Consider the following 22,932-nt stretch of genomic DNA (forward strand, 5'->3'; position numbering starts at 1 on the left):
GGATCACAGGCGGAAGGTTTCGCCCAGATAGACCCGGCGTACGTCCGGATTGGCCAGCAACGCGTCCGGGGCCCCCTGCGCCAGAACGCTACCGGCATTGAGGATATACGCCCGGTCGCAGATTCCCAAGGTTTCGCGCACATTGTGGTCGGTGATGAGTACGCCGATGCCGCGATCCTTGAGGTGCTTCACGATCCGCTGGATCTCGCCGACGGAAATCGGATCGACGCCGGCGAACGGTTCGTCCAGCAGCATCAGACGCGGGCGGGCGGCGAGGGCACGGGCGATCTCCACGCGCCGGCGCTCGCCGCCGGAGAGGCTGGCGCCAAGCTGATCGGCCACGTGGGTGACCTGCAGTTCGTCCAGCAGCGAAGCCAGTTCGCGCTCGATGCCCGCACTGTCCAGGTCCTCGCGCAGCTCCAGCACCAGGCGGATGTTGTCGGCCACGCTGAGCTTGCGGAAGACCGACGGCTCCTGCGGCAGGTAGCCCACGCCGAGCTTGGCGCGCTGGTACATGGGCTGGGCGGTGATGTCCTGGCCGTCCAGTTCGATGCTGCCGGCATCGGCGGCGACCAGGCCGACGATCATGTAGAAGCACGTGGTCTTACCGGCGCCGTTCGGACCCAGCAGGCCGACCACTTCGCCCGGTTGCAGGGTCAGGCCGAAGTCGGCGACGACTTCGCGCTGCTTGTAGCGCTTGCGCAGTCCCTTCGCGGTCAGCATCAGTTCTTGCCCTGTGCCGGTGCGGCTGACTTGGGCTGGATGACCGTGCGCACGCGGGTGCCATCGCCGCCGCTCTGCATGTTGCCGCTCTTGGTGTTGTAGACCATGCGCTGGCCGCTGTTGGAGCCGCGGTCCGACTTCACGGTGTAATTGCCGATGAAGGTGATGGTCTCGGTCTTCATGTCGTACTCGACGCGGTCGGCCTGCGCATCCATCCAGCTGCCGTCGTCCATCTGCTGCCTCATCTTCACCTGCTTGCCGGTAAAGATCGAACGCGAGATCTCACCGTCGGCCATGTAGATCTCGGCCGCGGCCGACTTGATCTCCAGCGACCCCTGCGAGACCACCACACCCCCGCCCAGCAGTGTCTTGCCATTGCCTTCCATGTTGCCGTTCTGGCTACCGGAATCGATGGTCATCGGCTGGTTGCGGTCGGTGGACTTCGCGATGGCGCCTGCCGCGGGCAGCAGGAGCAGCAGCGCGATGCTAACGGGCAGAACGCGGTTCATAGATGGATCTCACCTGGGATTTGAATGTGTATTCCTTGGTCTTGAGGTTGGTCTCAAAACCACGCCCGGTCAGTCTAGAGCCGGGTTGCGTCACCGTCACCACGTCGTCGGTCTGGGCGAGGTCGCGGTCGGGGAACACGTTGAGCGTCTCGGTGCGGAACTCCGCCTTGCGGGCGCTGCCCGCGGGCGATATGCCGTGCACATCGCCCTTGAGGCGCAATTCCTCGCCCTTGGCGCTGAGCCAGCCGGTCTTCGAGCGCAGTTCCCACGAGCGGCCCTGCTCTTCCGGCAGCAGGAACAGCGGCGTGGCGATGGTGTAGGTCTCGTCATGCGGATTGCGCGCCATCTCCGGCGAGCGCACCGCCACGGCCTCCTGGCCTTCGCCGTTCAACGCGATCATCTCGAAGTCGCGCATCACATAGTCCGAGCGGTCCGCGACCACCTGATTGGGAGCGGGGATGTCACGGTTCTTCCAGGCCGACCAGCCACTGACGATGGCGGCCAGCAACAGCACTACGCCCAGCGTGGTACGCCAGCTCATGCCGTGCCTCCTTCGAACGAGGGCGCATGTCCCTGCGTTCCCAGCAGCAGGTCGCAGGCCTCGCGCGCGGCCCCCTGGCCGCCTGCGCGGCGCGTGCGCCAATGCGCATGCTGTGCGGTCCACGGGTGCGCGTCGGCCGGCGCGATCGCCAGCCCCACGGCGCGGAAGGGCGGCACATCCGGCAGGTCGTCGCCCATGAAAGCGACCTCGTCCAGTCCGATGCCCAGGCCGGCGCCCAGATCCCGCACGGCCGCCAGCTTGTCCTTGACGCCCGTGAAGACCTGGACGCCTAACTCGCGGCCGCGCGCCACGGCGACGGTGCCGCCACGCGCGGTGATGAAAGCCACTTCGATGCCGGCGCGCTTGAGCAGCATCAGGCCCTGTCCGTCCTGCACGTGGAACGCCTTCTGCTCGCGGCCTTCGCTGTCCAGGAACAGGCGGCCGTCGGTCAGCGTGCCGTCCACGTCGAAGCACGCCAGACGGACGCGCGCGGCGCGGGCCAGCACGTCTTCGGTCAGGTCATGGAGATGGCGCAGCGGCATGGGCGGTGAGGATGTCCAGGAAGAGGTGGGAGGGAAAGCAAGCGTACGGGTTACACCACGCGGGCACGCAACAGGTCGTGAATGTTGAGCGCGCCGACCGGCCGCTGCCCGTCGTCCACCACGACCAGGCCGCTGATCTTGTGGGTTTCCATCAAGCGCGCGGCCTCCACCGCCAACTGGTCGGCGCCGATGGTCTTGGGGGCGCGCGTCATCACGTCGGCGATGCGCGCGGTGCGGACGTCCAGCGCCGGATTGTCGAGCGTGCGACGCAGATCGCCATCGGTGAACAGTCCGACCAGTCGGCCCTCGGCATCGACGACGGCAGTCATGCCCAGGCGCTTGCGGCTCATCTCCATCAGCGCTTCGCTCAGCGTCGCATCCACGTCCACACGGGGCACGTCGTCGCCCGCATGCATCACGTCGGTGATGTGCAGCAGCAGGCGCCGGCCTAGGCTGCCGGCGGGATGGGAGCGGGCGAAGTCGTCGGCAGTGAAACCCCGGGCATCCAGCAGGGCGACGGCCAGCGCATCGCCCATCGCCAGCGACGCGGTAGTACTGCTGGTCGGCGCCAGGTCGAGCGGGCAGGCCTCGGCCGGGACGCTGACGTCGAGGTGGAAGTCGCTCTCGCGCGCCAGCGTGGACTGCGGCCGACCGGTCATGCCGATGACGGTGTTGCCCTGGCGCTTGAGCACCGGCAGCAGCATCAGCACTTCATCCGACTCGCCCGAGTAAGACAGCGCCAGCACCACGTCGGCGTCGGTGATCATGCCCAGGTCGCCGTGCCCGGCTTCGCCCGGGTGCACGTAGAACGCCGGCGTGCCGGTGGACGCCAGGGTCGCGGCGATCTTGCGGGCCACGTGCCCCGACTTGCCCATGCCGGTGCAGACCACCCGGCCATGGCCCGCAAGGATCGCCTGGCAGGCGGCGGCGAAGGCGTGGTCGATGCGGGCGGCCAGCGCATCCAGCGCGCGCGCTTCGATCTCGATCACCCGACGGCCGCTGGCCGCCAGGCTGGCGGTCGAGACGGACGGGGTGAGGGGCAGCGGCTGGGACATGCGGACGGGGCGCCGGCGGGTAGAATGGCCGGGTATTTTATTAGGAAAGCCCGTTGGACGCCGAAACCATCCGTAAACTGATCGAATCCGGCCTGCCGGGCGCCCGCGCCGACGTACAGGGCGACGATGGCGTCCATTTCGAGGCGACCGTCGTGTCCGAGGCCTTCCGCGGCAAGCTGCCGCTGGCCCGCCACCGCATGGTCTACGCGACGCTGGGCGACCTGATGGGTGGCGCGATCCACGCGTTGCAGCTCAAGACCATCACGCCCGACGAGGCCGGCGCCGCACGCTGAGGCGCCCCATCGCGTCCCGCCTTCCCACCGTACCTTCCATTCCGGAACTCCATGCAGAAGATCATCGTCACCGGTGGCAACACGCTCAACGGCGAAGTCACCATCTCGGGCGCCAAGAACGCCGTGCTTCCCATCCTGTGCGCGACGCTGCTGGCGGATGCGCCGGTGGAGATCACCAACGTGCCGCACCTGCACGACGTGGTGACCACCATCAAGCTGCTGGGCGAACTCGGTGCCGGCATCACCATCGACGAGGGCACGCTGGCGAAGGGGCGCGGCATCACCGTCGATCCCACCACCGTCAGCCGGTTCGTCGCGCCGTACGAGCTGGTCAAGACCATGCGCGCGTCGATCCTCGTGCTCGGCCCGCTGGTGGCGCGTCATGGCGCCGCCGTGGTGTCGCTGCCCGGCGGCTGCGCGATCGGTTCGCGCCCGGTCGACCAGCACATCAAGGGCCTGCAGGCGCTCGGTGCCGAGATCACCGTCGAGAACGGCTACATCAAGGCGCGCGCGGCACGCCTGAAGGGCGCGCGCTTCGTGTTCGACATGGTCACCGTGACCGGTACGGAGAACGTCATGGCCGCCGCCACGCTCGCCGAAGGCACCACGGTGCTGGAGAACGCGGCGATGGAACCGGAGGTCACCGATCTGGCGGAATGCCTCAACGCGCTGGGCGCGAAGATCGAAGGCGCCGGCACCTCGCGCATCGTCATCCACGGCGTCGAGCGCCTGGGAGGCGGTCGCCATTCGGTGGTGCCGGACCGCATCGAGACCGGCACCTTCCTGGTCGCCGCCGCGATGACCGGCGGCAAGGTCACCACGCGCAATGCGCGCCCCGACACGCTGGAAGCGGTGCTCGACAAGCTGACCGAAGCGGGCGCGAAGATCGAGACGACCGCCGACAGCATCACCCTGGACATGCAGGGCAAGCGGCCGAAGGCGGTCAGCCTGACCACCGCACCCTATCCGGCGTTCCCCACCGACATGCAGGCGCAGTTCATGGCCTTGAACTGCGTGGCCGACGGCGTGGGCGTGATCAACGAGACGATCTTCGAAAACCGCTTCATGCACGTCAACGAACTGCTGCGCCTGGGCGCGGACATCCGCGTTGAGGGCCATACCGCCATCGTGCGGGGCGTGGAGCAGCTGGGGGGCGCGCCGGTGATGGCGACCGACTTGCGCGCGTCGGCCTCGCTGATCCTCGCCGGGCTGGTGGCCAACGAGGACACGACCATCGACCGCATCTACCACCTCGATCGCGGCTACGAGAACATCGAGGAGAAGCTGGGCGGGCTGGGCGCGAAGATCAGGCGCGTGTCGTGAGCCGGCACGATCCGAAGCTCTCCGGTATCCGTCCGCGTTTCCCGCTGCGTCGCAAGATCCTGCTGGGTGTCGTAGTGGCGTTGCTCGCGCTGGTCGCGTGGCTGCACTACACCGGCTCGGCGGCGACGCATGGCATCACCACCCGTGACATGGACTGGAACGGCGATGGCACGGTGACGCAGGGTGAGATCGCGCAGGCGGTGTTCACCGTAGTGGTCGAGCAGAAGCAGGAAGGCAACCGGCACTGCGACACGTTCGTCTGGCGCAGTGGTGCGGGAACCATCCGGATGGATTGCAAGACCGTTTTCCAGGCCGACGCGGCACAGGCCAAGGAATGAAAAAGCCCGGCATCGCCGGGCTTTTTCTTGCGGCATCAGGACGCGTCAGCGCCAGGACTTGAGGGTCAGGTCGATGGTGTCCTGGCCTTTCTCGCGCTGCAGGATGCGCGCCGGCACCGGTGCATCGGCGACCACCCAGACGATGGTCTGCTTGTCGCCGTCGGTACGGACGACCTTGGTGGCTTCCTGCGGCTTGCCGCCGATGGTGATGCGCTCCTTGCCGGCGATCTGGTAGTTCATCGGCTTGGCGCGCCCGTTCTCCACCATGCGGTAGGTCAGCGGCTTGCCGGCGGCGACGTCGCGCACGATGGCCAGGTTGACGAGCAGCGCGTCCATGTCGCCCGCCGCCAGCTTCACCGGACCGGCGCGGTCGGGCTTCACGTCGCCCGTCCAGGTCGCCTGCGCGCTGGACCAGTCGTAGACCGTGTTGACGGTCTTCTTCTTGATCAGCAGGCGCGAGCTGTCGCTGCTGCTCAACGGCCGCATGCGCCCATCCTGCACGTCGAAGACGGTCTTCTGGCTCAGGTCCACGGCCTGGTTGCGCACGGTCAGCGAATACTGCCAGCGATTGCCGGGCTGCGCCGCGACCGACATCTGGCCTTCGCCGACCATGCCCAGTGCGCTGGCGCTGTACTGCGCAGTGAAGGCTTCGACGGCGAGGGCAGGAGCGCTGGCCGCCAGAAGCGCGGCGACCATCAGCAGGCGCGGGGAAGGAAGGGCGGTCTTGCTCATGTCTACGGTGCTCCTTGGTATTCGACCAGGCGGAGGTCCACGCCATCCTGACCGTTTTCCCGCTGCAGGATGCGCACGGGAGTGGGTACGCCATCGGCGACCCAGAAAATGGTTTCGTCGTTGCCGCCGTTGGCCCGGCTCACGCGCAGCGCGCTGTAGCTGAGGTCTTCGACGGCGACGGTTTCCGGTTCGGGCGACACCGTGTACTGGTACTCGCGGATGCGCCCGTTGTCCACCACGCGGTAGTCCAGCTGCCTGCCGGGCGCGGCGTCGCGGATCACCGCCAGGTTCATCAGCAGCGCGCTCATGTCGCCGGGCTGCAGCGGCAGCGGCGCGCGCCGGTTCTTCTTGATGTCGCCCTGCCATTGCGCCGTGCGTGCGGCCCAGTCGTACGTGCCGACCATCTTCTTGCCCATGAACACCGCGCGCCGGACGGTGGCCTGGCTCAACGGGCGGAATTGTCCATCCACATTGTCGAAGACGGTGCTCTGTTCGATGTTCAGCCCGGCCAGTCGCGCGATGCCGCGCGTGCCCTTCACGTCCAGGTCGATCTGCCACTGGCTGCCGGTCCTTGGGACGACCCTCATGCTGGCGCTGCCCGCCAGCTTTCCCTCGTTGTAGGCCTGATAGCTGGCCACGAACGGCTCCAGCGCCCAGGCGGGCGCAGCGGATCCGGCCAGCAGCAGGCCCAGCATCAGGGAGCGGAACGGGAGCGTCATCGGGGGAGGCGCGTCAGGAAACCAAACGGTCGGCAGAATCTAGTGACAGCGGATTTAATAACGGCTGACCGTGACAGAGCGTGATGTCGCCCTGTTCAGCTAGCTGGCCGCTACTCGCCAGTCGAAGCACCGCCAGCAGCAGGGCGTGCTCGCGCGGGAGCAGCCGTGCGGCCAGTGCCTCCGGCGTGTCGCCGGGCAGGACCGGCACCCTTACTTGGGCAATTACGGTGCCGGCGTCCAGTTCAGGAATGACGAAATGGACGCTGGCGCCGTGTTCGGCATCGCCGGCTTCGAGCGCGCGCGCATGGGTGTGCAGGCCGCGGTACTTGGGCAGGAGCGAGGGGTGGATGTTCAGCAGCCGGCCGCGGAAGCGGGCGATGAAGGCATCGCCCAGGATGCGCATGTAGCCCGCGCAGACCACCCAGTCGGGCCGGACGGCGGCGACCGCCTCCGACAGGGCCGCTTCGTAGGCGGCGCGGTCGGGAAACGCACTCGGGCGCGCGCTCCAGCGCCTGGCCGCCGGGACCTGCTGCAGCGCGGGTGCGCCCGGCTTGTCCGAGAACACGCCCACGACCTCGGCATCCAGCGTGCCGGCCCCGATGGCGTGCAGGATGGCCAGCAGGTTGCTGCCACGGCCCGAGGCCAGGACGGCGATCCGTGCGCTCATGCCGCGGCTCCACGACGTTCCGTGCGCGCCAACGGCCAGGCCAGCAGAGCGCCGAGCGTGGCCAGCAGCATGTCCGCGTGGGCATCCCACACGTCGCCCTGCTGCCCGTTGTAGGACTCGGCCGCCTCGGGCGACATCGTCAACGCGATGCCCCACTCCAGCCATTCGTAGACCAGGCTGGTGCACATGATCAGCATCACCGCCAGCGCGAAGGCGTGTCCCACCGGCAGGTGCGGCCAGCGCTGGCGCAGCCAGTGCCAGACGGCGGGCGTGAAACACACGCCGTACATCAGGTGGATGAAGCGGTCGAAGTGGTTGCGCTGCCAGCCGAACGCCTCCCCAGGCGACCAGCCGGTCGCCGCCTGCAGCCAGGCATCGTACGGGACGTAGGAATACAGCCAGCGCGCGCCGATGCAGTGCGCCACGATGAAGCCGCAGATCAGCGCGAAGTGCGCCGGCCGCAGCGGCCAACGGCGGTCGTGCCACCACAGCCAGGCCAGCCCGAGCACGGTCAGACTGCTGTGCATGGCCTGTTCGACCGGCCAGCGCGGTGCGATCCAGCTGGCGGCGAACACCGCCAGTGTCAGCCCGAAGGCGATCGCCTTGCTGCGCGGCATGCCGCGCTCAGCCGATGCGGACGCGTTCGCCGCCGGTGGCGGTGACGACTTCGCCGATCTGCCAGTGGGTCAGCTGCAAGCGGGCCAGGTCGGCCTGCACGGCGGCCAGCTGGTCCGGCGCCACCAACAGCACGAAGCCGATGCCGCAGTTGAAGGTGCGCCACATTTCGCTGTCCTCGACCGCGCCCTCGCGTTGCAGCCAGTCGAACACCGGGGGCAGCGTCCACGCACTGGCGTCGATCTGCAGGCCCAGGCCGTCGGGGATCACGCGGATGATGTTCTCGGTCAGGCCGCCGCCGGTGATGTGCGCCATGCCGTGCAGGTCGTGCGCCTGCAGCAGTTCCAGGATCGGCTTCACGTACAGCGTGGTCGGCGCCATCAGCGCATCGGCCAGCTTCACGCCGCCGACATCGATGTCGGCCGGGCGGCCGGCACGGTCGTAGATGCGGCGGACCAGCGAATAGCCGTTGGAATGCGGACCGCTGGAGGCGATGCCGACCAGTACGTCGCCGGCGCGGACCTTGGCGCCGTCCAGCAGGCGCGACTTCTCGACCGCAGCCACGCAGAAGCCGGCCAGGTCGTACTCGCCCGGACCGTACATGTCGGGCATTTCGGCGGTCTCGCCGCCGATCAGCGCGCAGCCGGAGAGCTCGCAGCCCTTGGCGATGCCGCCGACCACGGCGACCGTGGTGTCGACGTCGAGCTTGCCGGTGGCGAAGTAGTCGAGGAAGAACAGCGGTTCGGCGCCCTGCACCAGCACGTCGTTGACGCACATCGCGACCAGGTCGATGCCGATGGTGTCGTGGCGGCCCAACTGCTGGGCCAGCTTCAGCTTGGTGCCGACGCCGTCGGTGCCGGACACCAGCACGGGTTCGCGGTACTTGCCCGAAAGGTCGAACAGCGCGCCGAAGCCGCCCAGCCCGCCCATCACTTCCGGCCGGAAGCTGCGCTTGACCAGCGGCTTGATGCGCTCGACCAGTTCGTTGCCGGCGTCGATGTCGACACCCGCGTCGCGATAGGTCATCGGGGTGGGGCTGGAAGGCGTTGGCTGGGTCACGGGCGGTCGTCGGTGGGCAAGAGGCGTGATTTTAAAGGAATCGACGGTCCGAGCGGCCGTCCTGAACGGGTGCCGTTGGCGGTATCGGGCCATTCGGGCAACAATTCGCCGGGTCTGTAGAGCTCAAGGACGCTCGATGCGCCGGATCCCAGGTATCGCACTCGCCACCGCACTGCTGGTGGCGGCACTGACCACGACACTCGCCGTGCAGGCGCAGTCCGGCCTGCGCACGGAAGGCGATGCGGTCGCCGCGCGCGGGCTGTACGAGGCGGAGGTGCCGGTCAACGGACAGGGCGAAGCGGAGCGGCAGGGCGGCTTCGCACGCGCGCTGGGAACGGTGCTGGGCAAGCTGTCGGGCGATCGTGCGGCGATGTCGCGTCCGGGCGTCGGTGCCGAGCTGCGCAACGCGAAGGACTACGTGGACGGCTACGACTACCGGCAGGACCAGGGCACGTCGGCCACGGGTGCGCCGAGCTTCCGCACCACGCTGGTGGTGCGCTTCGATGAAGACCAGGTCAACGGCCTGGCCGGTGCGCTCGGTCTGCCGGTGTGGCCGCAACCGCGTCCGAAGCCGGTCGTCTGGCTGGCGATCAACGACGGCAGCGGTCCGCGCCTGGTCGGCCTGCCGCAGTCCAATGCCGCGCGCCCGCTGCTCAATCGCGCCATCGAGCGCGGCTATGGCCTCGGCCTGCCGGCCGGCGGTGCGGCGGAACAGGCGTTGGTCGGCGCGATCTGGCGCCAGGACACGGCCGCGGTCGCGCGCGCGTCCGCGCGCTACAGCCCGCCGATGCAGCTGATCGGCAAGCTCTACCGTAACGCCAAGGGTGGCTGGACGGCGGACTGGGTGTTCGTCGATGCCGGCAAGGTGCTGGCGAACTGGTCGGTGACCGACGCCGACGCACGGCGTGCGATGGCTTCCGGTGCCGATGGCACCGCCGACGCGCTGGTGAAGCGCTACGGCAAGCGCGGCAGTGCGGGACCCGCCGGCACCTATCGCGTGCTGTTCACCGGTGTCCGCACCACCGACGACTACCTGCGCCTGACCGGCCACCTGCAGAAGATGGCCGTGGTCCGCCGCATCACACCGGTGCGTGCCAGTGGCGACGTGCTGGAACTCGACCTGGAACTGGTCTCGGGCCTGGCCGGCTTCCGCCGCACCATGGGCGCCGACGCTCCCTTCACCGGTGGCGAAGGCGAGCCGCCGGCCTACCAGATGCGCTGACACAAGGACGCTGCATGGATCTTTCCTCGACGCCGGCCGGTACGCTGGCCCGCCGCTGGCAATGGCTGCTGATTGCCCTGATCGTCGGCTGGCTGATCTGGTTGCTGGCGCCGGTGCTCACACCGTTCGTCTGCGCCGCGTTGCTCGGCTGGCTGGGCGACCCCTGGGTCGACCGGCTGGAGCGCAGTGGCCGCTCCCGTACCACGGCCGTGGTGCTGGTGTTCACGCTGATGGTGCTGTTGCTGACGCTGGCGCTGCTGATCCTGGTGCCGATGATCGAACGCCAGGTGGTGACGGTCATCGAGTCGGTGCCTGCGTATCGCGACTGGTTCGTGCAGAAGGCCTTGCCGTGGGTGGAACAGCGCACCGGACTGGAACTGGTGGCATGGCTCGATCCCGACCGCCTGACCGAATGGATCCGCGGCCACTGGCAGCAGGCCGGTGGCGTCGCCGCCACGCTGTTCGGCTATTTCTCGCGCTCCGGCTTCGCGGTGATGGCGTGGGTCGCCAACCTGGTGCTGCTGCCGATCCTGACGTTCTACTTCCTGCGCGACTGGGACACGCTGGTCGAGCGCATCGCCGCGCTGGTGCCGCGCGACCACATCGCGACGGTGACGCGGCTGGCGCTGGAATCCAACGAAGTGCTGGGGGCGTTCCTGCGCGGGCAGTTCCTGGTGATGCTGGCGCTGGGGGCGATCTACGCCATCGGCCTGTCGGTCGTCGGCCTGAAGGTCGGCCTGCTGGTGGGCATCATCGCCGGCCTGATCAGTTTCGTGCCGTATCTCGGCACCGCGACCGGCATCGTGCTGGGCGTGATCGCGGCACTGGTGCAGTCCAGCGGCGACTGGTCGCTGGTGGCGCTGGTGATGGGCGTGTTCGTGGTCGGCCAGATGCTGGAAGGCTACGTGCTGACGCCGCGCATCGTCGGCGACCGCATCGGCCTGCACCCGGTGGCGGTGATCTTCGCAATCATGGCCGGTGGGCAGCTGTTCGGCTTCCTCGGCATGCTGCTGGCGCTGCCGATCGCCGCGATCGCCAACGTGCTGTTGCGGTTCGCGCATGAGCGTTATACGCAGAGTCGCCTCTACGCGGGCGACCGGCCGTCGATCGTGCTGGACTCTTACATCGACAAGGGCAGTGTGGAGCAGGCGGCGCCGCGCGCGGACTCCGACACGCCGTGAGCCGCGACGGGCAGGACGCGGGCCTGGGGCCACAATTGCCGCTGGCGCTGCGGTATCCGCCGGACCAGCGCTTCGAGAGTTTCATCGCGCCGCCCGAGGGCGCCTTGCCGGCGTTGTCCGCGCTGGCCACGACGGCCGGCGCGGACTGGGTCTATCTGTCCGGCGCATCGAGGACCGGGAAGACTCACCTGGCGCTGGCGGTCTGCGCTGCGGCCGAGCAACAGGGTCGGCGCGCGGCTTATCTGCCGCTGGCGGCGGCGGCGGGACGCCTGCGCGACGCGCTTGATGCGCTGGAGGGGCATGACGTGGTGGCGCTGGATGGCCTCGACGCGATCGCCGGTACGCGCGAGGACGAAGTCGCGCTGTTCGATTTCCACAATCGCGCCCGCTCCTCGGGATTGAACGTGCTGTACACGGCGCGCGGCATTCCCGACGACATCGGCCTGGGGCTGCCCGACCTGCGCTCGCGCCTGCAGCAGTGCCTGCGTCTCGTACTGGATGCGCTCGACGACGAAGGCCGCCGCGAGGTACTGCGCGACCGCGCGCAGCGGCGCGGACTGGTGCTGGAAGACGCCGCGCTGGAGTGGCTGCTCACACGCACCGATCGCGACCTCGGTGCACTGGTTGTGTTGCTGGACCGGCTGGACCGCGCATCGCTCGCCGCACAGCGCCGGATCACCGTGCCGTTCCTGCGGCAGGTGCTCTGAACGGCTAACGCGGCGGGTTCACGAGCGTTCTTTCCAGTTCCGCCAGGCGCTCCGGCGTGCCGACGTCGGTCCAGCGCCCGGCGTGGCGTTCACCGCGGATGCCGTCCGTGTCCATGTGCGCACTCAGGATTGGTGCCAGGCGGAAGCGCGGCTTTCCATTGCTGGTGACGCCAGCTTGCTCGTCCACGTGACGTTGCCAATCGTCCAGTAAGGCGGGGCGATAGACGCCGATGCCCGAGTAGGTCAATCGCTGCGTGCCGTCGCGGCGTACCAGGCCTGCTTCATCTAGCGCGAAATCGCCATGGGTGGCATAGCCGGGTGGATCGATCATCACCAGATGGGCCAGCCCAGCCGGCTCGGACGGCAGGCGGGCGAAGTCGAAGTCGGTCCAGATGTCGCCGTTCACCAGCAGGAATGGTGAATCGCCGAGCACGGCCAGCGCGTTGAGCATGCCGCCACCGGTTTCCAGCGGAGTATCGCCTTCGTAGAGGTAGTGGAGCCGAAGATCCCATTGAGCGCCATCGCCAAGCGTCGCCGGAAACTGGTCGGCCAGCCAACTGGTGTTGACCACCACGTCCCGCACGCCCATTGCCGCCAGCTTCTCCAGATGCCAGACGATCAGCGGCTTGCCACCGGCTTCGATCAGCGGCTTGGGCGTGTGGTCGGTCAACGGTCGCATGCGCTCGCCGAGGCCTGCCGCGAACACCAGCGCCTTCATGCGATCTCACCGCGGGCGAGCAGCACCGGCTTGATGCGAGTGTCCAGCAGCACGCGTAGTCCGGCAAGTTCCGGATAACGCGGCAGCACATCGTCGAGGTAGCGGATGAAGCGCGGCACGTCCGGCAGGTAGCGGGTCTTGCCGTCGCGGTAATGCAGGCGCGAGAAGATGCCGAGGATCTTCAGGTGACGCTGGATGCCCATCCAGTCGGCGTCGCGCAGGAACACCTTCAATTCGGGTACCGGCACGCCGGCGCGCGTGGCGCGGGCGTGGTATCGCGCCAGCCAGCCGTCGACGCGTTCGATCGGCCAGCTCAGGAACGCATCCTTGAACAGGCTCATCGCATCGTAGGCCACGGGCCCGCGTACGCAGTCCTGGAAATCCAGTACCGCCGGGCCGGGGGTGATCGGCATGAGATTGCGCGGCATGAAGTCGCGATGGGTCAGCACGCGCGCTTGCGACAGTGCGTTGTCCATCAGGCGGCGCTGGGCGAGTTCCAGCCCTTCGGCCTCGCCGCAGTCCAGCGTCAGCCCCAGGTGGCGGCGCAGGAACCACTCGTCGAACAAGCCGGCGTCGCGCTGCAACAGGGCCTCGCCGAATTCGCCCATGCCGTCCGGCGGCGCGATCGCCTGCAGGCGCAGCAGTTGTTCGATGGCCGCATCGAACCAGGTATCGGCATTGTCTTCGCTGATCACGTGCGCCAGCGTCGGGCCGCCGAGATCTTCGAGCAGCAGAAAGCCGAGCTCGGTGTCGATGGCCAGCACGTCCGGCACGCGCACGTCGCCGCTGAGCAGCAGGTCGCGCATCGCCAGCCACGGCCGCACGTCTTCGAGCCCCGGCGGGGAGTCCATCACGATCCGTCCGGGACCATCGCCCAGGCTGCGCCAGTAACTGCGGTAACCAGCATCCATCGAGGCGCGTTCCAGCTGCGCATACGGGTCGCCGAGCGCGCCACGCGCCCATTCCAGGCGCTGGGCACCCCGCCCGGAAGGGTCCTGAATCGTCGGGTTCATGCAGTTGCGGCCACGCGGAGGCGATAAGGGCTACAGGGTAAACTGGCGCCCTACCGACTTGCGAGGCTTGCATGGCCAGACTCCAACCCGTGCTGCTGTCCGGCGGCTCCGGCACGCGACTGTGGCCGTTGTCGCGCGAGGCCTATCCCAAGCAGTTCCTGCCGCTCGCCGGCGACGACACGATGGTGCAGGCGACGTGGCGCCGTGTGGAGGCCATCGCCGAACTCGCGCCCATCGTGGTCGCGAACGAAGAGCACCGTTTCCTGGTCGCCGAACAATTGCGGCAGATCGGTGCGCCGGTGCCCGCCATGCTGCTGGAGCCCGTCGGCCGCAACACCGCGCCGGCGATCGCGGCGGCGGCGTTGCAGGCGATGTCCGACGGTGACGATCCGCTGCTGCTCGTGCTGCCGTCGGATCATGTGGTCCGCGACGTGGCCGGTTTCCAGCGCGCTGTACGGGACGCGTCCGCGGCGGCGGAGGCCGGCGCGCTGGTGACGTTCGGCATCGTGCCCGATGCGCCGGAGACGGGCTTCGGCTACATCCAGGCCGAGGCCGGCGACGGGCTGCGCAAGGTATCGCGCTTCGTCGAGAAGCCGGATGCCGCCACAGCCCAGTCGTATCTCGATGCGGGCGGTTACTACTGGAACAGCGGCATGTTCCTGTTCCGCGCCAGCCGCTACCTCGAAGAACTCGCGCGCTTCCGGCCGGACATCGTCGACGCCGTGCGCGCAGCGCACGCGGACGCACGGCACGATGGCGATTTCGTACGCTTGGACAAGGCTGCCTTCGCAGCCTGTCCGTCGGACTCGATCGACTACGCGGTGTTCGAGAAGACCGACCATGCCATGGTGCTGCCGGTCGACATCGGCTGGAACGATGTCGGCAGCTGGTCGGCGCTGTGGGATGTCGCCGATCGCGACGCCGACGGCAATGCGCACCATGGCGACGTCATCGCCGTGGACAGCCGCAACAGCTATGCCTACGCGCAGCGGTTGGTCGCGCTGGTGGGCGTGGACGATATCGTGGTAGTCGAGACCGACGACGCCGTACTGGTCGCGCGCAAGGACCGCGTGCAGGAGGTCAAGCAGGTGGTCGCGCGACTGAAGAAGGAACAGCGCAGCCAGGCGGTCCTGCATCGCGAAGTGCACCGTCCGTGGGGCAGCTACGACTCGGTCGACAATGGCGGCCGCCATCAGGTGAAGCGCATCAAGGTCAAGCCGGGCGCGTCGCTCAGCCTGCAGATGCACCACCACCGTGCCGAACACTGGATCGTCGTCAGCGGCACCGCCAGGGTGACGCGCGGCGACGAGACGCTGCTGCTGTCGGAGAACGAAAGCACCTACATACCGCTGGGCGTGAAGCATCGCCTCGAGAACCCGGGCAAGGTGCCGCTCGAGCTGATCGAAGTGCAGTCCGGCAGCTATCTGGGCGAGGACGACATCGTGCGCTTCGAGGATGTCTACGGCCGCAGCCAGTAAGCCGGCCTGCGGGTCAGGGCGTGGACGTCACGCGCCGCCAGACTTCGCGCTCGACGCGTCTGTCGCCCTCATGGCGTTCCAGCGTCCAGGTGTCGCCTTCGAGCGTGTAGCGGAAGCGTTAGCTGCCGCCATCAACCACCGGGTAGGACGCCATGCGTGGCGTCTCCACATAGGTGCCGGCATCGGCCGTGAAGGTCCCCGAGCCAGCCGCCCAGAAGCGCCCCTCCTGCGTGGTGGTGAAGGAAAAGTGGCCATCCGCCAGCAGCTTGGTGCCCTGCAGTTTCAGGCTGCCGTAGTCCTTTTCCTGGCCTTGTTCGTCGACGAAGCTGCCGGACGCAAGGCGCCATGCGCCATCCAGCGGCGATGCTGCCCCCGCCGATCCGGCCAAGAGGCAGGACATCGCAACGAGCAGGCGGAAGATCGACACGGACATGGACGCTCCTGGGCCGCGGCCTGGAGAAAAAAGAATGCCCCGCGAGGGGGCATCCAGTCGCGTTGTCGCACGGAGGCGTCAGCGCTTCTTCCTGACCACCGCATAGATGACCAGCAGCACGATGGCGCCGACGACGGCGGCGATGAAGCCGGCCGGTTCGCCGGGACCGTACCAGCCGAGCTGGACGCCGACGAAGCGCGCCAGCAGCGCGCCCAGGATGCCCAGTACGATGGTCATGAAGAAGCCGAGCTTGTCGTTGCCGGGCTTGATCGCCCGTGCGAGCAGGCCGGCAAGGAAGCCGATCAGCAAGGTCCAGAGAATACCGCCACCAAAGATCTGTTCCATCGAAGCACTCCGGTTGGGAAAATGGGGGCCTGCGCAGCGTAACCCAGCCATCGGCCGAACGGGCATCGGCGGTGGCCGGGACGAAGCAGCCGGCGGTCGACGGAAAGTATCGTGGAGCGCCCTGTCGAGGCGACGTGAGCTGCGACGGATTCTCCATGGAGCTCTTGTGCCCGTCGTCCTTGCTGCCCGTCCTGCAACGACGAAGGCCGGGTTGCCCCGGCCTTCCGCGTGCGGCAACACCCCTGTGCGGATCAGCAGCAGCCGTGGTCGCCGTGCTGTTCGCCGCCCGCCACGGCAGCCACCCCCGTGGTCTCGCCACGTACGCTGGCCGCGTGGTGTTCGGCGATCACCCGCGCCACGCACGCGGTGACCTTCTTGCCCATCGGGATGTGCAGGAATTCATTCGGGCCATGCGCATTGGAGTGCGGGCCCAGCACGCCGGTTATCATGAACTGCGCACCGGGGAACTTCTCGCCCAGCATGCCCATGAAGGGAATCGTGCCGCCTTCGCCCATGTACATCGCGGGCTTGCCGAAGAACTCGCGGCTGGACGCGTCGATGGCATTCTCCAGCCACGGCGACATCGCCGGCGCATTCCAGCCGGTGCTCGCTTTTTCCAGCTCCAGAGTGACCTGCGCCCCATTGGGCGGATCCTTTTCCAGCAGGTCTTTCAGCAACTGGCCGGCCTGCTTGCCGTCCAGCGTCGGCGGCAGGCGCAGCGACAGCTTCACCGAGGTATAGGGGCGCAGCACGTTGCCAGCCGACGACAGCGGCGGCATGCCGTCCACGCCGGTCACTGACAGCGCCGGACGCCAGGTGCGGTTGAGCACCAGTTCGGCCAGGTCTTCCGCCATCGGCGTCATGCCCGGCAGGAAGGGGAACTTGTCGAACACCGCCGTATCCAGCACGCGCGCCGCTTCCTTCGCCTGCGCCAGACGGGCGTCGGGAATCCCGACCTGCAGGCCATCCGGCAGGATGCGGCCGGTCTGTTCGTCCTCCAGCCGCGACAGCAGCTGGCGCAGCAGGCGGAAGCTCGAAGGCACGACGCCCGACGCGTCGCCCGAATGCACGCCTTCCTCCAGCACCTTGACCGTGAAGTTGCCGCCGGCCAGGCCGCGCAGCGAGGTAGTGCACCACAGCTGCTCGTAGTTGCCGCAACCCGAATCCAGGCAGACGACCAGCGACGGCTTGCCGATGCGGTCGGCCAGATGGTCGACGTAGGCGGGCAGGTCGTAGCTGCCGGATTCCTCGCAGGCCTCGATCAGCACCACGCAACGCGCATGCGGTACGCCCTGCTGCTGCAGGGCCTGGATGGCGGCCAGCGAACCGAAGATCGCATAGCCGTCGTCGGCGCCACCGCGGCCATACAGTTTGTCGCCCTTGATCACCGGCACCCAGGGGCCGAGGTCGTCGTCCCAGCCGGTCATCTCCGGTTGTTTGTCCAGATGACCGTACAGCAGCACGGTGTCGGCGCCGGTTTCCGGTCCGCTGGCGGGAATCTCGATGAGGATCAGCGGCGTACGGCCTTCCAGGCGCACCACCTCGACCTGCATGCCCGGGACGGACTGCGCCTTCGCCCAGCGCTCCATCAGCTGTACGGCCTGCTCCATGTAGCCATTCGCCACCCAGTCCTTGTCGAACATCGGCGACTTGTTCGGGATGCGGATGTACTCGACCAGCTGAGGGACGATGTCGTCATCCCATTTCTCGGCAACGTAGCGGTCGACTTTGGCGGTATCCATGGCAACTCCGGGTACTGAAAGGCAGGCCGCCATTCTACGCCCTGGTCAGGCGTAGGACTTTTCCTACATCCAATCGGGGTGTTTACGGGCAGATTCGCCCGCGCATGGGCGATACCTTGGCCTCCGTCGGAATTGGACACTTTCCCTACCGTCGCAGCCCATCCGGCGCCGACGGAAACATGACGGATGCCAGGACGTATCCGCCATGCATGGAGAGTCCAATGCCACAAGGAGAGTCGTCATGAAGTCGTTCATCCACATCGTGTTTGCTGCCGCCCTGTCTCTGCTGTTCGCCGTGCAGGCGCTGGCTGCGGAGAAGGTCAACATCAACACCGCCGATGCCGCCGCGCTGGACCGCGTGCTGATCGGCGTGGGGCCTGCGAAAGCCGCCGCCATCATCGAGTACCGGAAGGCCAACGGACCGTTCAAGAGCGCCGAGGAACTGGCCATGGTGAAGGGCATCGGCCTGAGCACCATCGAGCAGAACCGCGATCGCATCGAACTGCGCACCGGCACGGCACCGGCAGGCAAGCCGGCGGCCGCCGCGTCGACACCCGCGAAGCCGGTGGCGCGACGCTGATCGAATCCCGTGCAGGGCGCTCCCACAGGAGGTGGGGCGCCAGGCACAGGGGCAGGAAGCCAGGGGAAACAGGCGGGAAGCCGACAAGGACGTATCCATACTGCGCCAAGTGCGCAAAGGTCGGGAACAGGCAGGAGCCTGTACTGGCAGGATGCCGACACGGATGTGGACATCGCCCGGGAGTGCAGGACGCACGCCCGGGCGACGTCGTTTGCGTTCCGCGCGTTTCGCGTCGCCGAAGGAGGGAGCGGCTAGAATCGTGCCGCGCCTTGACACGGAGATACCATGCCGCCACCGTCACGCCTCATTCCCGCGAACGAGTACCGGCGGGAGCGCTGGAAGAACGGCCTGGGCTGGACGCGCGAGATCGTGAGGGTGCCGGACAACGATGCCTGGGACTGGCGGCTGTCGATCGCCGAGATCGAACGTGATGCAGCGTTCTCGTCGTTTCCCGGCGTGGATCGCGAGCTGGTGCTGCTCCGTGGCAACGGATTGCGACTGACGTTCGACGATGGACGCGCTTTCGATCTGATGCCACCGCACGACCGCCTGCGTTTCGCCGGCGAAGACGTGGTGACCGGCGAACTGATCGATGGCACGACGCACGACTTCAACCTGATGTGGCGTCGCGGCCGTGTCCGCACCGAGCTGTTGCATCGCCCGCTGGTCGGTCCGATGCTGTTCTTCACCGAGCCGGGCGTGCACTGGGTCATCCATCTGATCGCCGGGCAGGCGACGTTCGATGCCGGCAGTGGTCTCGGCGCGCTATGGAGTGGTGACACCGCCATTCTCGTGCCGGGCGAGGCGCGCGCGCGCTATGCCCTGCAGGGGGGTGGAGAGCTGCTGGCCATCCGGATCGAGGCGGAAGCCGGCTGACGGTTTCGCCTCAGTAGACGTCCCGGCGGTAGCGGCCGTTGCCGCGCAGCGTCTCTACCCGTTCCTCACCCAGGATGCCACGCAGCGCGGTGTCCACTTCGGGTGCCATGCCGGCAAGGCTGCCGCACACGTACACGGCAGCACCCTCGTCGACCCAACGACGCAACCGGCCCGCCTGTGCCAGCAGCGCATGCTGGACGTAGCGGTGTTCGCCGCCGTCGCGCGAGAAGGCCAGGTCGAGGTGTTCGAGCAGTCCCTGCGACTGCCATGCGAGTACGTCGTCGGCGTGGAAGAAATCACGCGCTCGCTGCCGCTCGCCGAACAGCAACCAGTTGCGCGTGGCGCCGACCTGCATGCGTGCCTTGAGGTGGGCGCGCAGGCCGGCGAGGCCGGTGCCGTTGCCGATCAGGATCATCGGTGTGTCGGCCGCCGGCGGGTGGAAGTTGGGATTGCGCCGTATACGCAATGCGATGGCGTCGCCGGGTTGCGCATGGGTGCAGAGCCAACCGCTGCCCAACCCGGGGGTGCCGTCTGCGCGCCGCATCAATCGCACCAGCAGGTGCAGCGCACCGTCGGCAGGCGTGGAGGCGATCGAGTACTCGCGGTGCGGAAGCGGCGTACAGGCGTCCGCCACTGCCTGCGCCTCCGCCGGCTTTGCCACCGACGCGAGGTCGGGCCAATGGCTGCGCGCGAGCACGTCCGCCAGGGTCCGTGTTTCCTGTTGCCACCGGACCGTCGCATCGCCCTGCGCTCCGGTGCGATGCAGGAAGTCCTCCACGTCGCCGGCGGCATGCTGTGGTCCGATTTCAGCGATGTCGCCGGCTGTCCAGGCCGGAAGACGGCCATCCTCCGGCTCCAGCGCGAGATGGAAAGCGGGTCCGCCCACGCTGCCGGGATTCAGCTCCCTGCGTTGGCGCAGGCGCCACGATTCGTAGCGGGGCGCCGACCAGTCCGCAGCCTCGCTCCCGTCGCCGAGTTGGCCGATGTGGTGCTGCCAGTGGCGCAGCGCGCTGTCGTCCGCATTGTCGACTTCCACCAGATCGAACAACGGTTTCGCGCCCTGGTGCCTCAGCCAGTCGTCGAGCTGGTGGCCGAACGCGCAGAACCGCGCATACTCGCTATCGCCCAGCGCCAGCACCGCGTACTGCAAGTTCTCCAGTGCGAGCGTCTGCGCCATCACCTGACGCACGAAACCCATCGCAAGATCGGGCGGATCGCCTTCGCCGGTGGTGCTGACCACGAACACCGCGCGCTCGATGCCTTGCAGTCGTGCCGCGTCCAGATGCTCGAGGCCCGCGCGGTGCACGCTCACGCCGCCCTGGCGAAGCGAGGCGGCGGTCATGTCGGCAAGTTCCATCGCGAAGCCGGTCTGGCTGGCGTGCACGACCCATACCGCATTCTGCGCGGCCACCGTCGCCGGGTGGTTCACCCGATCGCGCACGTGCGCGCGGTACAGGAACGCGGCCACAAGCCCGGCATAAGCGAACATCGCTGCAACGGCGGCCCGGATCCGCATCGTCGAAGGCGTGGCCTGCCACCAGTCGCCCTCGTGCAGGCCGGCGAGCAGCCCGGCGCCTATGGCCAGCATCAGCATTACCGCGAGGTTGCCTGCCAGCGGGAGGCGTCCGCGTGATGCGGCGGGAGCCGACGTGCTCATGCGGCGAGATACGGCTCGAAGGCAGGCGTCATCGTTTCCCTCAGGCCGTCCGCCGTGCGTTGCAGAAAGCGCGCGGCCAGTCCATGTCGCGTCGCGAATGCATGTCCACGGACGGCCCCCATCACGGTCAGAGCGGTGGCCCAGGCATCGGCATGCATGGCATTTGCGGCGACCACGGTGACAGCGGCGGCCACTTCGGTCACGGGCTCGCCGTTGCGCGGGTCGATCGTGTGCGAATAGCGCCTGCCATCCTGCGCGTAGGCGTGCCAGCGATCGCCCGACGTGGCGACGGCGATGCCGTCCAGCGCCAGGACGCGTGGCTCGAGGCCGTCGCTGTCGGCCTCCTCGTCGGGCGAGGATTCCACCAGAACCCGCCACGACTGTCCGTCAGGCTTCTGGCCGTAGCCATAGAGCTCGCCGCCGACCTCCACGAGGGCGGCATCGATGCCGCGAAGCCGAAGCAGGGCGGCCACCACATCCACGCCATAGCCCTTGGCGATGGCAGAAAAATCCAGCATCACGCCACCGGGCTGCAGGAGGCGGCGATGGTCGGGATCGACGCGCAGTTGCCGCCAGCCCACGCGGGAGCGCGCTGCGACCAGATCCACATCGGCCGGCCGGCCGCGTCGGCCGGCGTGCGCTCCGAAACCCCAGGCCGCGACGAGCGGCGATACGGTGGGGTCGAACGCACCTTCACTGGATGCCGCGATGTCGAGCGCCGTCGTGAGGACCTGCAGGAAGTCATCCTGCAGCGTGAACCATGTGTCCGCCTCACTGCGGTTGAAACGCAGGATGTCCGCATCCGCATCCCACGTGCTCATCTGCGCGACCACCTGGTCCAGGCGCGCCTGCACGGCACCGTGCAACGCGTGCGCATCGATGCGGGTCGCAGTCGCATACCGGACGGACCAGGTGGTTCCCATGGTCTGCCCATGCAACGCATGCACGGCATCCGCTGACGCGGAGGTTGGAGGAGGGAAGGTATTCATTCCGTTGCGCGCCGCGGGCGTGCACCCCGCGGCGCGGCGCAATCCTACTGCGGCAGCACTTCCAGCGTGGCCACGTAGCTCAGGCGGCGCTGCTTGGCCTGCGGCACGGTGGTCTTCTCGTCCTGTGTGCCCGTTTCCAGCCAGTACATGCCGGCCTCGGGCCACGTCACGCTGAACTCGCCATTGGCGTCGGTGGTGACCTTGATCTCTTCCTGCGCGTTGCGATAGCGCGTGCCACCGCGGGTGATCTCGAACTCCAGGCCAGCGGCCGGCTTGCCGTCGACCAGCATCCTGAACTTCGCCGGCTCACCAGCGAACAGATCGTTGGGATGCGTCACCGGCAGCAGCTCGATGCCTTCGCCCGTCGCCTTCAGAGCGGTGTCGTTCGGCGAGCCGTTGGTCACGAAGGTTTCGACGCGACCGATGGACTGCGATACCTGCAGGTTCTTCACGTCCTTCGGCACCTTGGTCGCCAGGTCTTCCGGCTTGGCGCCGCGCAGGCCGCCGGGCTTGCCGTCCGCGCCTTCCCAGCGAACCATCAGGTTCTTGCTGACGGTGGCGATGCGGTAGGTGCCCTGCTGCTTCAGCTCGATGTCGAACACCGTGCGGTACTTGCCTGTCGCCAGGTTCTGCGCATCGACGGTGCTGCCGTCCGGCGCAGTGATCACCAGGCCTTCGGTGCGCAGCGGCACGTGGTTGAAATAGAACAGGTCGTTCGACACCGCGGCGTCCACCGTGATCCACGGATTGGTACCGGCGATGACGGTCTGCGACGGCTGCAGCCAGGCCTTGTGGGCGAGCGCGGTGACGGGGACGACGGAGGCCAGGGCGATGGCCACGGCAAGGGAACGCTTCATCGGGATCTCCAGCTTCGT

27 protein-coding genes are annotated in these 22,932 nt (G+C 67.9%); 9 read left to right on the forward strand and 18 right to left on the reverse strand.

Annotated elements, in window-relative coordinates; translation table 11 throughout:
• Positions 1–3: 3 nt before the first annotated feature.
• From lptB to AC1Q5B_RS13555, 5 genes are read right to left on the reverse strand one after another with little or no spacing between them, the layout of a single operon-like run.
• Positions 4–723, reverse strand: a complete 720-nt coding sequence (lptB, locus tag AC1Q5B_RS13535) for an LPS export ABC transporter ATP-binding protein (protein ID WP_241045331.1) — start codon at positions 721–723, stop codon at positions 4–6.
• The gene (gene lptA, locus AC1Q5B_RS13540; protein WP_492632136.1) at positions 723–1,232 is read right to left on the reverse strand and encodes a lipopolysaccharide transport periplasmic protein LptA; all 510 of its coding nucleotides are present in this window, start codon (positions 1,230–1,232) and stop codon (positions 723–725) included. The genes lptB and lptA overlap by 1 nt, the downstream gene beginning before the upstream one ends.
• On the reverse strand, positions 1,210–1,773 hold the full coding sequence (gene lptC / locus AC1Q5B_RS13545) for an LPS export ABC transporter periplasmic protein LptC (protein ID WP_492632137.1): 564 nt from the start codon (positions 1,771–1,773) through the stop codon (positions 1,210–1,212). The genes lptA and lptC overlap by 23 nt, the downstream gene beginning before the upstream one ends.
• Positions 1,770–2,315, reverse strand: a complete 546-nt coding sequence (locus AC1Q5B_RS13550) for a KdsC family phosphatase (RefSeq protein ID WP_492632138.1) — start codon at positions 2,313–2,315, stop codon at positions 1,770–1,772. The genes lptC and AC1Q5B_RS13550 overlap by 4 nt, the downstream gene beginning before the upstream one ends.
• A gap of 50 nt (positions 2,316–2,365) precedes the next feature.
• Entirely contained in the window at positions 2,366–3,370 is a 1,005-nt protein-coding gene (locus AC1Q5B_RS13555) for a KpsF/GutQ family sugar-phosphate isomerase (RefSeq protein WP_492632139.1), read from the reverse strand.
• 53 nt (positions 3,371–3,423) lie between these two features.
• Between AC1Q5B_RS13555 and AC1Q5B_RS13560 the strand changes: the two genes are divergently transcribed.
• The 3 genes from AC1Q5B_RS13560 to AC1Q5B_RS13570 are packed head-to-tail and all read left to right on the forward strand — an operon-like array spanning position 3,424 to position 5,324.
• The gene (locus AC1Q5B_RS13560; RefSeq protein ID WP_492632140.1) at positions 3,424–3,663 is read left to right on the forward strand and encodes a BolA family protein; all 240 of its coding nucleotides are present in this window, start codon (positions 3,424–3,426) and stop codon (positions 3,661–3,663) included.
• Positions 3,664–3,714: 51 nt separating this feature from the next.
• Positions 3,715–4,986: a UDP-N-acetylglucosamine 1-carboxyvinyltransferase gene (gene murA, locus AC1Q5B_RS13565; protein WP_492632141.1), complete on the forward strand. Its 1,272-nt coding sequence runs from the start codon at positions 3,715–3,717 to the stop codon at positions 4,984–4,986.
• Positions 4,983–5,324 (forward strand): EF-hand domain-containing protein, encoded by a 342-nt coding sequence (locus tag AC1Q5B_RS13570; RefSeq protein WP_492632142.1) that lies wholly within the window; start codon positions 4,983–4,985, stop codon positions 5,322–5,324. The genes murA and AC1Q5B_RS13570 overlap by 4 nt, the downstream gene beginning before the upstream one ends.
• Before the next feature lie 45 nt (positions 5,325–5,369).
• Here AC1Q5B_RS13570 and AC1Q5B_RS13575 read toward each other — a convergent pair whose 3' ends face one another.
• From AC1Q5B_RS13575 to purM, 5 genes are read right to left on the reverse strand one after another with little or no spacing between them, the layout of a single operon-like run.
• Complete coding sequence (locus AC1Q5B_RS13575; RefSeq protein WP_492632143.1) at positions 5,370–6,056, reverse strand: DUF3108 domain-containing protein; 687 nt, start codon at positions 6,054–6,056, stop codon at positions 5,370–5,372.
• Between the two features lie 2 nt (positions 6,057–6,058).
• Positions 6,059–6,775: a DUF3108 domain-containing protein gene (locus AC1Q5B_RS13580; protein ID WP_492632144.1), complete on the reverse strand. Its 717-nt coding sequence runs from the start codon at positions 6,773–6,775 to the stop codon at positions 6,059–6,061.
• A 13-nt stretch (positions 6,776–6,788) separates the two neighbouring features.
• Entirely contained in the window at positions 6,789–7,442 is a 654-nt protein-coding gene (gene purN / locus AC1Q5B_RS13585; RefSeq protein WP_492632145.1) for a phosphoribosylglycinamide formyltransferase, read from the reverse strand.
• The gene (locus AC1Q5B_RS13590; RefSeq protein ID WP_492632146.1) at positions 7,439–8,059 is read right to left on the reverse strand and encodes a DUF2238 domain-containing protein; all 621 of its coding nucleotides are present in this window, start codon (positions 8,057–8,059) and stop codon (positions 7,439–7,441) included. The genes purN and AC1Q5B_RS13590 overlap by 4 nt, the downstream gene beginning before the upstream one ends.
• A 7-nt stretch (positions 8,060–8,066) precedes the next feature.
• On the reverse strand, positions 8,067–9,083 hold the full coding sequence (purM, locus tag AC1Q5B_RS13595; protein WP_492632798.1) for a phosphoribosylformylglycinamidine cyclo-ligase: 1,017 nt from the start codon (positions 9,081–9,083) through the stop codon (positions 8,067–8,069).
• Positions 9,084–9,252: 169 nt separating this feature from the next.
• Here purM and AC1Q5B_RS13600 point away from each other — a divergent pair, with 169 nt between their 5' ends.
• The 3 genes from AC1Q5B_RS13600 to hda are packed head-to-tail and all read left to right on the forward strand — an operon-like array spanning position 9,253 to position 12,226.
• The gene (locus AC1Q5B_RS13600; RefSeq protein ID WP_492632147.1) at positions 9,253–10,338 is read left to right on the forward strand and encodes a DUF2066 domain-containing protein; all 1,086 of its coding nucleotides are present in this window, start codon (positions 9,253–9,255) and stop codon (positions 10,336–10,338) included.
• Positions 10,339–10,352: 14 nt separating this feature from the next.
• Positions 10,353–11,519 (forward strand): AI-2E family transporter, encoded by a 1,167-nt coding sequence (locus AC1Q5B_RS13605; RefSeq protein WP_492632148.1) that lies wholly within the window; start codon positions 10,353–10,355, stop codon positions 11,517–11,519.
• 23 nt (positions 11,520–11,542) lie between these two features.
• The gene (gene hda / locus AC1Q5B_RS13610) at positions 11,543–12,226 is read left to right on the forward strand and encodes a DnaA regulatory inactivator Hda (protein WP_492632799.1); all 684 of its coding nucleotides are present in this window, start codon (positions 11,543–11,545) and stop codon (positions 12,224–12,226) included.
• A gap of 4 nt (positions 12,227–12,230) precedes the next feature.
• Here the strand turns inward: hda and murU are convergent, their stop codons facing one another.
• Together murU and AC1Q5B_RS13620 are read right to left on the reverse strand one after the other, a co-directional pair.
• Positions 12,231–12,944 (reverse strand): N-acetylmuramate alpha-1-phosphate uridylyltransferase MurU, encoded by a 714-nt coding sequence (gene murU / locus AC1Q5B_RS13615; RefSeq protein WP_492632149.1) that lies wholly within the window; start codon positions 12,942–12,944, stop codon positions 12,231–12,233.
• Complete coding sequence (locus AC1Q5B_RS13620) at positions 12,941–13,957, reverse strand: aminoglycoside phosphotransferase family protein (RefSeq protein ID WP_492632150.1); 1,017 nt, start codon at positions 13,955–13,957, stop codon at positions 12,941–12,943. The genes murU and AC1Q5B_RS13620 overlap by 4 nt, the downstream gene beginning before the upstream one ends.
• Positions 13,958–14,028: 71 nt before the next feature.
• Here AC1Q5B_RS13620 and AC1Q5B_RS13625 point away from each other — a divergent pair, with 71 nt between their 5' ends.
• A complete protein-coding gene (locus tag AC1Q5B_RS13625) occupies positions 14,029–15,435 on the forward strand; it encodes a mannose-1-phosphate guanylyltransferase/mannose-6-phosphate isomerase (protein ID WP_492632151.1) in 1,407 nt (468 codons plus the stop codon).
• A 118-nt stretch (positions 15,436–15,553) separates the two neighbouring features.
• Here AC1Q5B_RS13625 and AC1Q5B_RS13630 read toward each other — a convergent pair whose 3' ends face one another.
• The 3 genes from AC1Q5B_RS13630 to AC1Q5B_RS13640 form a co-directional block, all read right to left on the reverse strand.
• Positions 15,554–15,868: a hypothetical protein gene (locus AC1Q5B_RS13630; RefSeq protein WP_492632152.1), complete on the reverse strand. Its 315-nt coding sequence runs from the start codon at positions 15,866–15,868 to the stop codon at positions 15,554–15,556.
• A 78-nt stretch (positions 15,869–15,946) separates the two neighbouring features.
• Positions 15,947–16,213, reverse strand: a complete 267-nt coding sequence (locus AC1Q5B_RS13635; protein ID WP_492632153.1) for a GlsB/YeaQ/YmgE family stress response membrane protein — start codon at positions 16,211–16,213, stop codon at positions 15,947–15,949.
• A gap of 251 nt (positions 16,214–16,464) precedes the next feature.
• Positions 16,465–17,955, reverse strand: a complete 1,491-nt coding sequence (locus AC1Q5B_RS13640) for a M20 family metallopeptidase (RefSeq protein WP_492632154.1) — start codon at positions 17,953–17,955, stop codon at positions 16,465–16,467.
• A gap of 241 nt (positions 17,956–18,196) precedes the next feature.
• On the opposite strand from AC1Q5B_RS13640, the gene AC1Q5B_RS13645 reads away from it, so the two are divergent.
• Entirely contained in the window at positions 18,197–18,535 is a 339-nt protein-coding gene (locus AC1Q5B_RS13645; RefSeq protein WP_492632155.1) for a ComEA family DNA-binding protein, read from the forward strand.
• Positions 18,536–18,820: 285 nt separating this feature from the next.
• Positions 18,821–19,411: a HutD/Ves family protein gene (locus tag AC1Q5B_RS13650; protein ID WP_492632156.1), complete on the forward strand. Its 591-nt coding sequence runs from the start codon at positions 18,821–18,823 to the stop codon at positions 19,409–19,411.
• Positions 19,412–19,421: 10 nt separating this feature from the next.
• On the opposite strand, the gene AC1Q5B_RS13655 is transcribed toward AC1Q5B_RS13650, so the two are convergent.
• The 3 genes from AC1Q5B_RS13655 to AC1Q5B_RS13665 form a co-directional block, all read right to left on the reverse strand.
• Positions 19,422–20,999, reverse strand: a complete 1,578-nt coding sequence (locus AC1Q5B_RS13655) for a sulfite reductase subunit alpha (RefSeq protein ID WP_492632157.1) — start codon at positions 20,997–20,999, stop codon at positions 19,422–19,424.
• A 65-nt stretch (positions 21,000–21,064) separates the two neighbouring features.
• Positions 21,065–21,991 carry an FAD:protein FMN transferase gene (locus AC1Q5B_RS13660; protein ID WP_492632158.1) on the reverse strand — a complete coding sequence of 309 codons (927 nt, stop codon included), beginning with the start codon at positions 21,989–21,991 and terminating at the stop codon, positions 21,065–21,067.
• A gap of 110 nt (positions 21,992–22,101) precedes the next feature.
• Positions 22,102–22,914 (reverse strand): DUF4198 domain-containing protein, encoded by an 813-nt coding sequence (locus AC1Q5B_RS13665; protein WP_492632159.1) that lies wholly within the window; start codon positions 22,912–22,914, stop codon positions 22,102–22,104.
• Positions 22,915–22,932 lie beyond the last annotated feature (18 nt).

The organism is Pseudoxanthomonas sp. GW835-FHT14C01, from assembly GCF_058793715.1.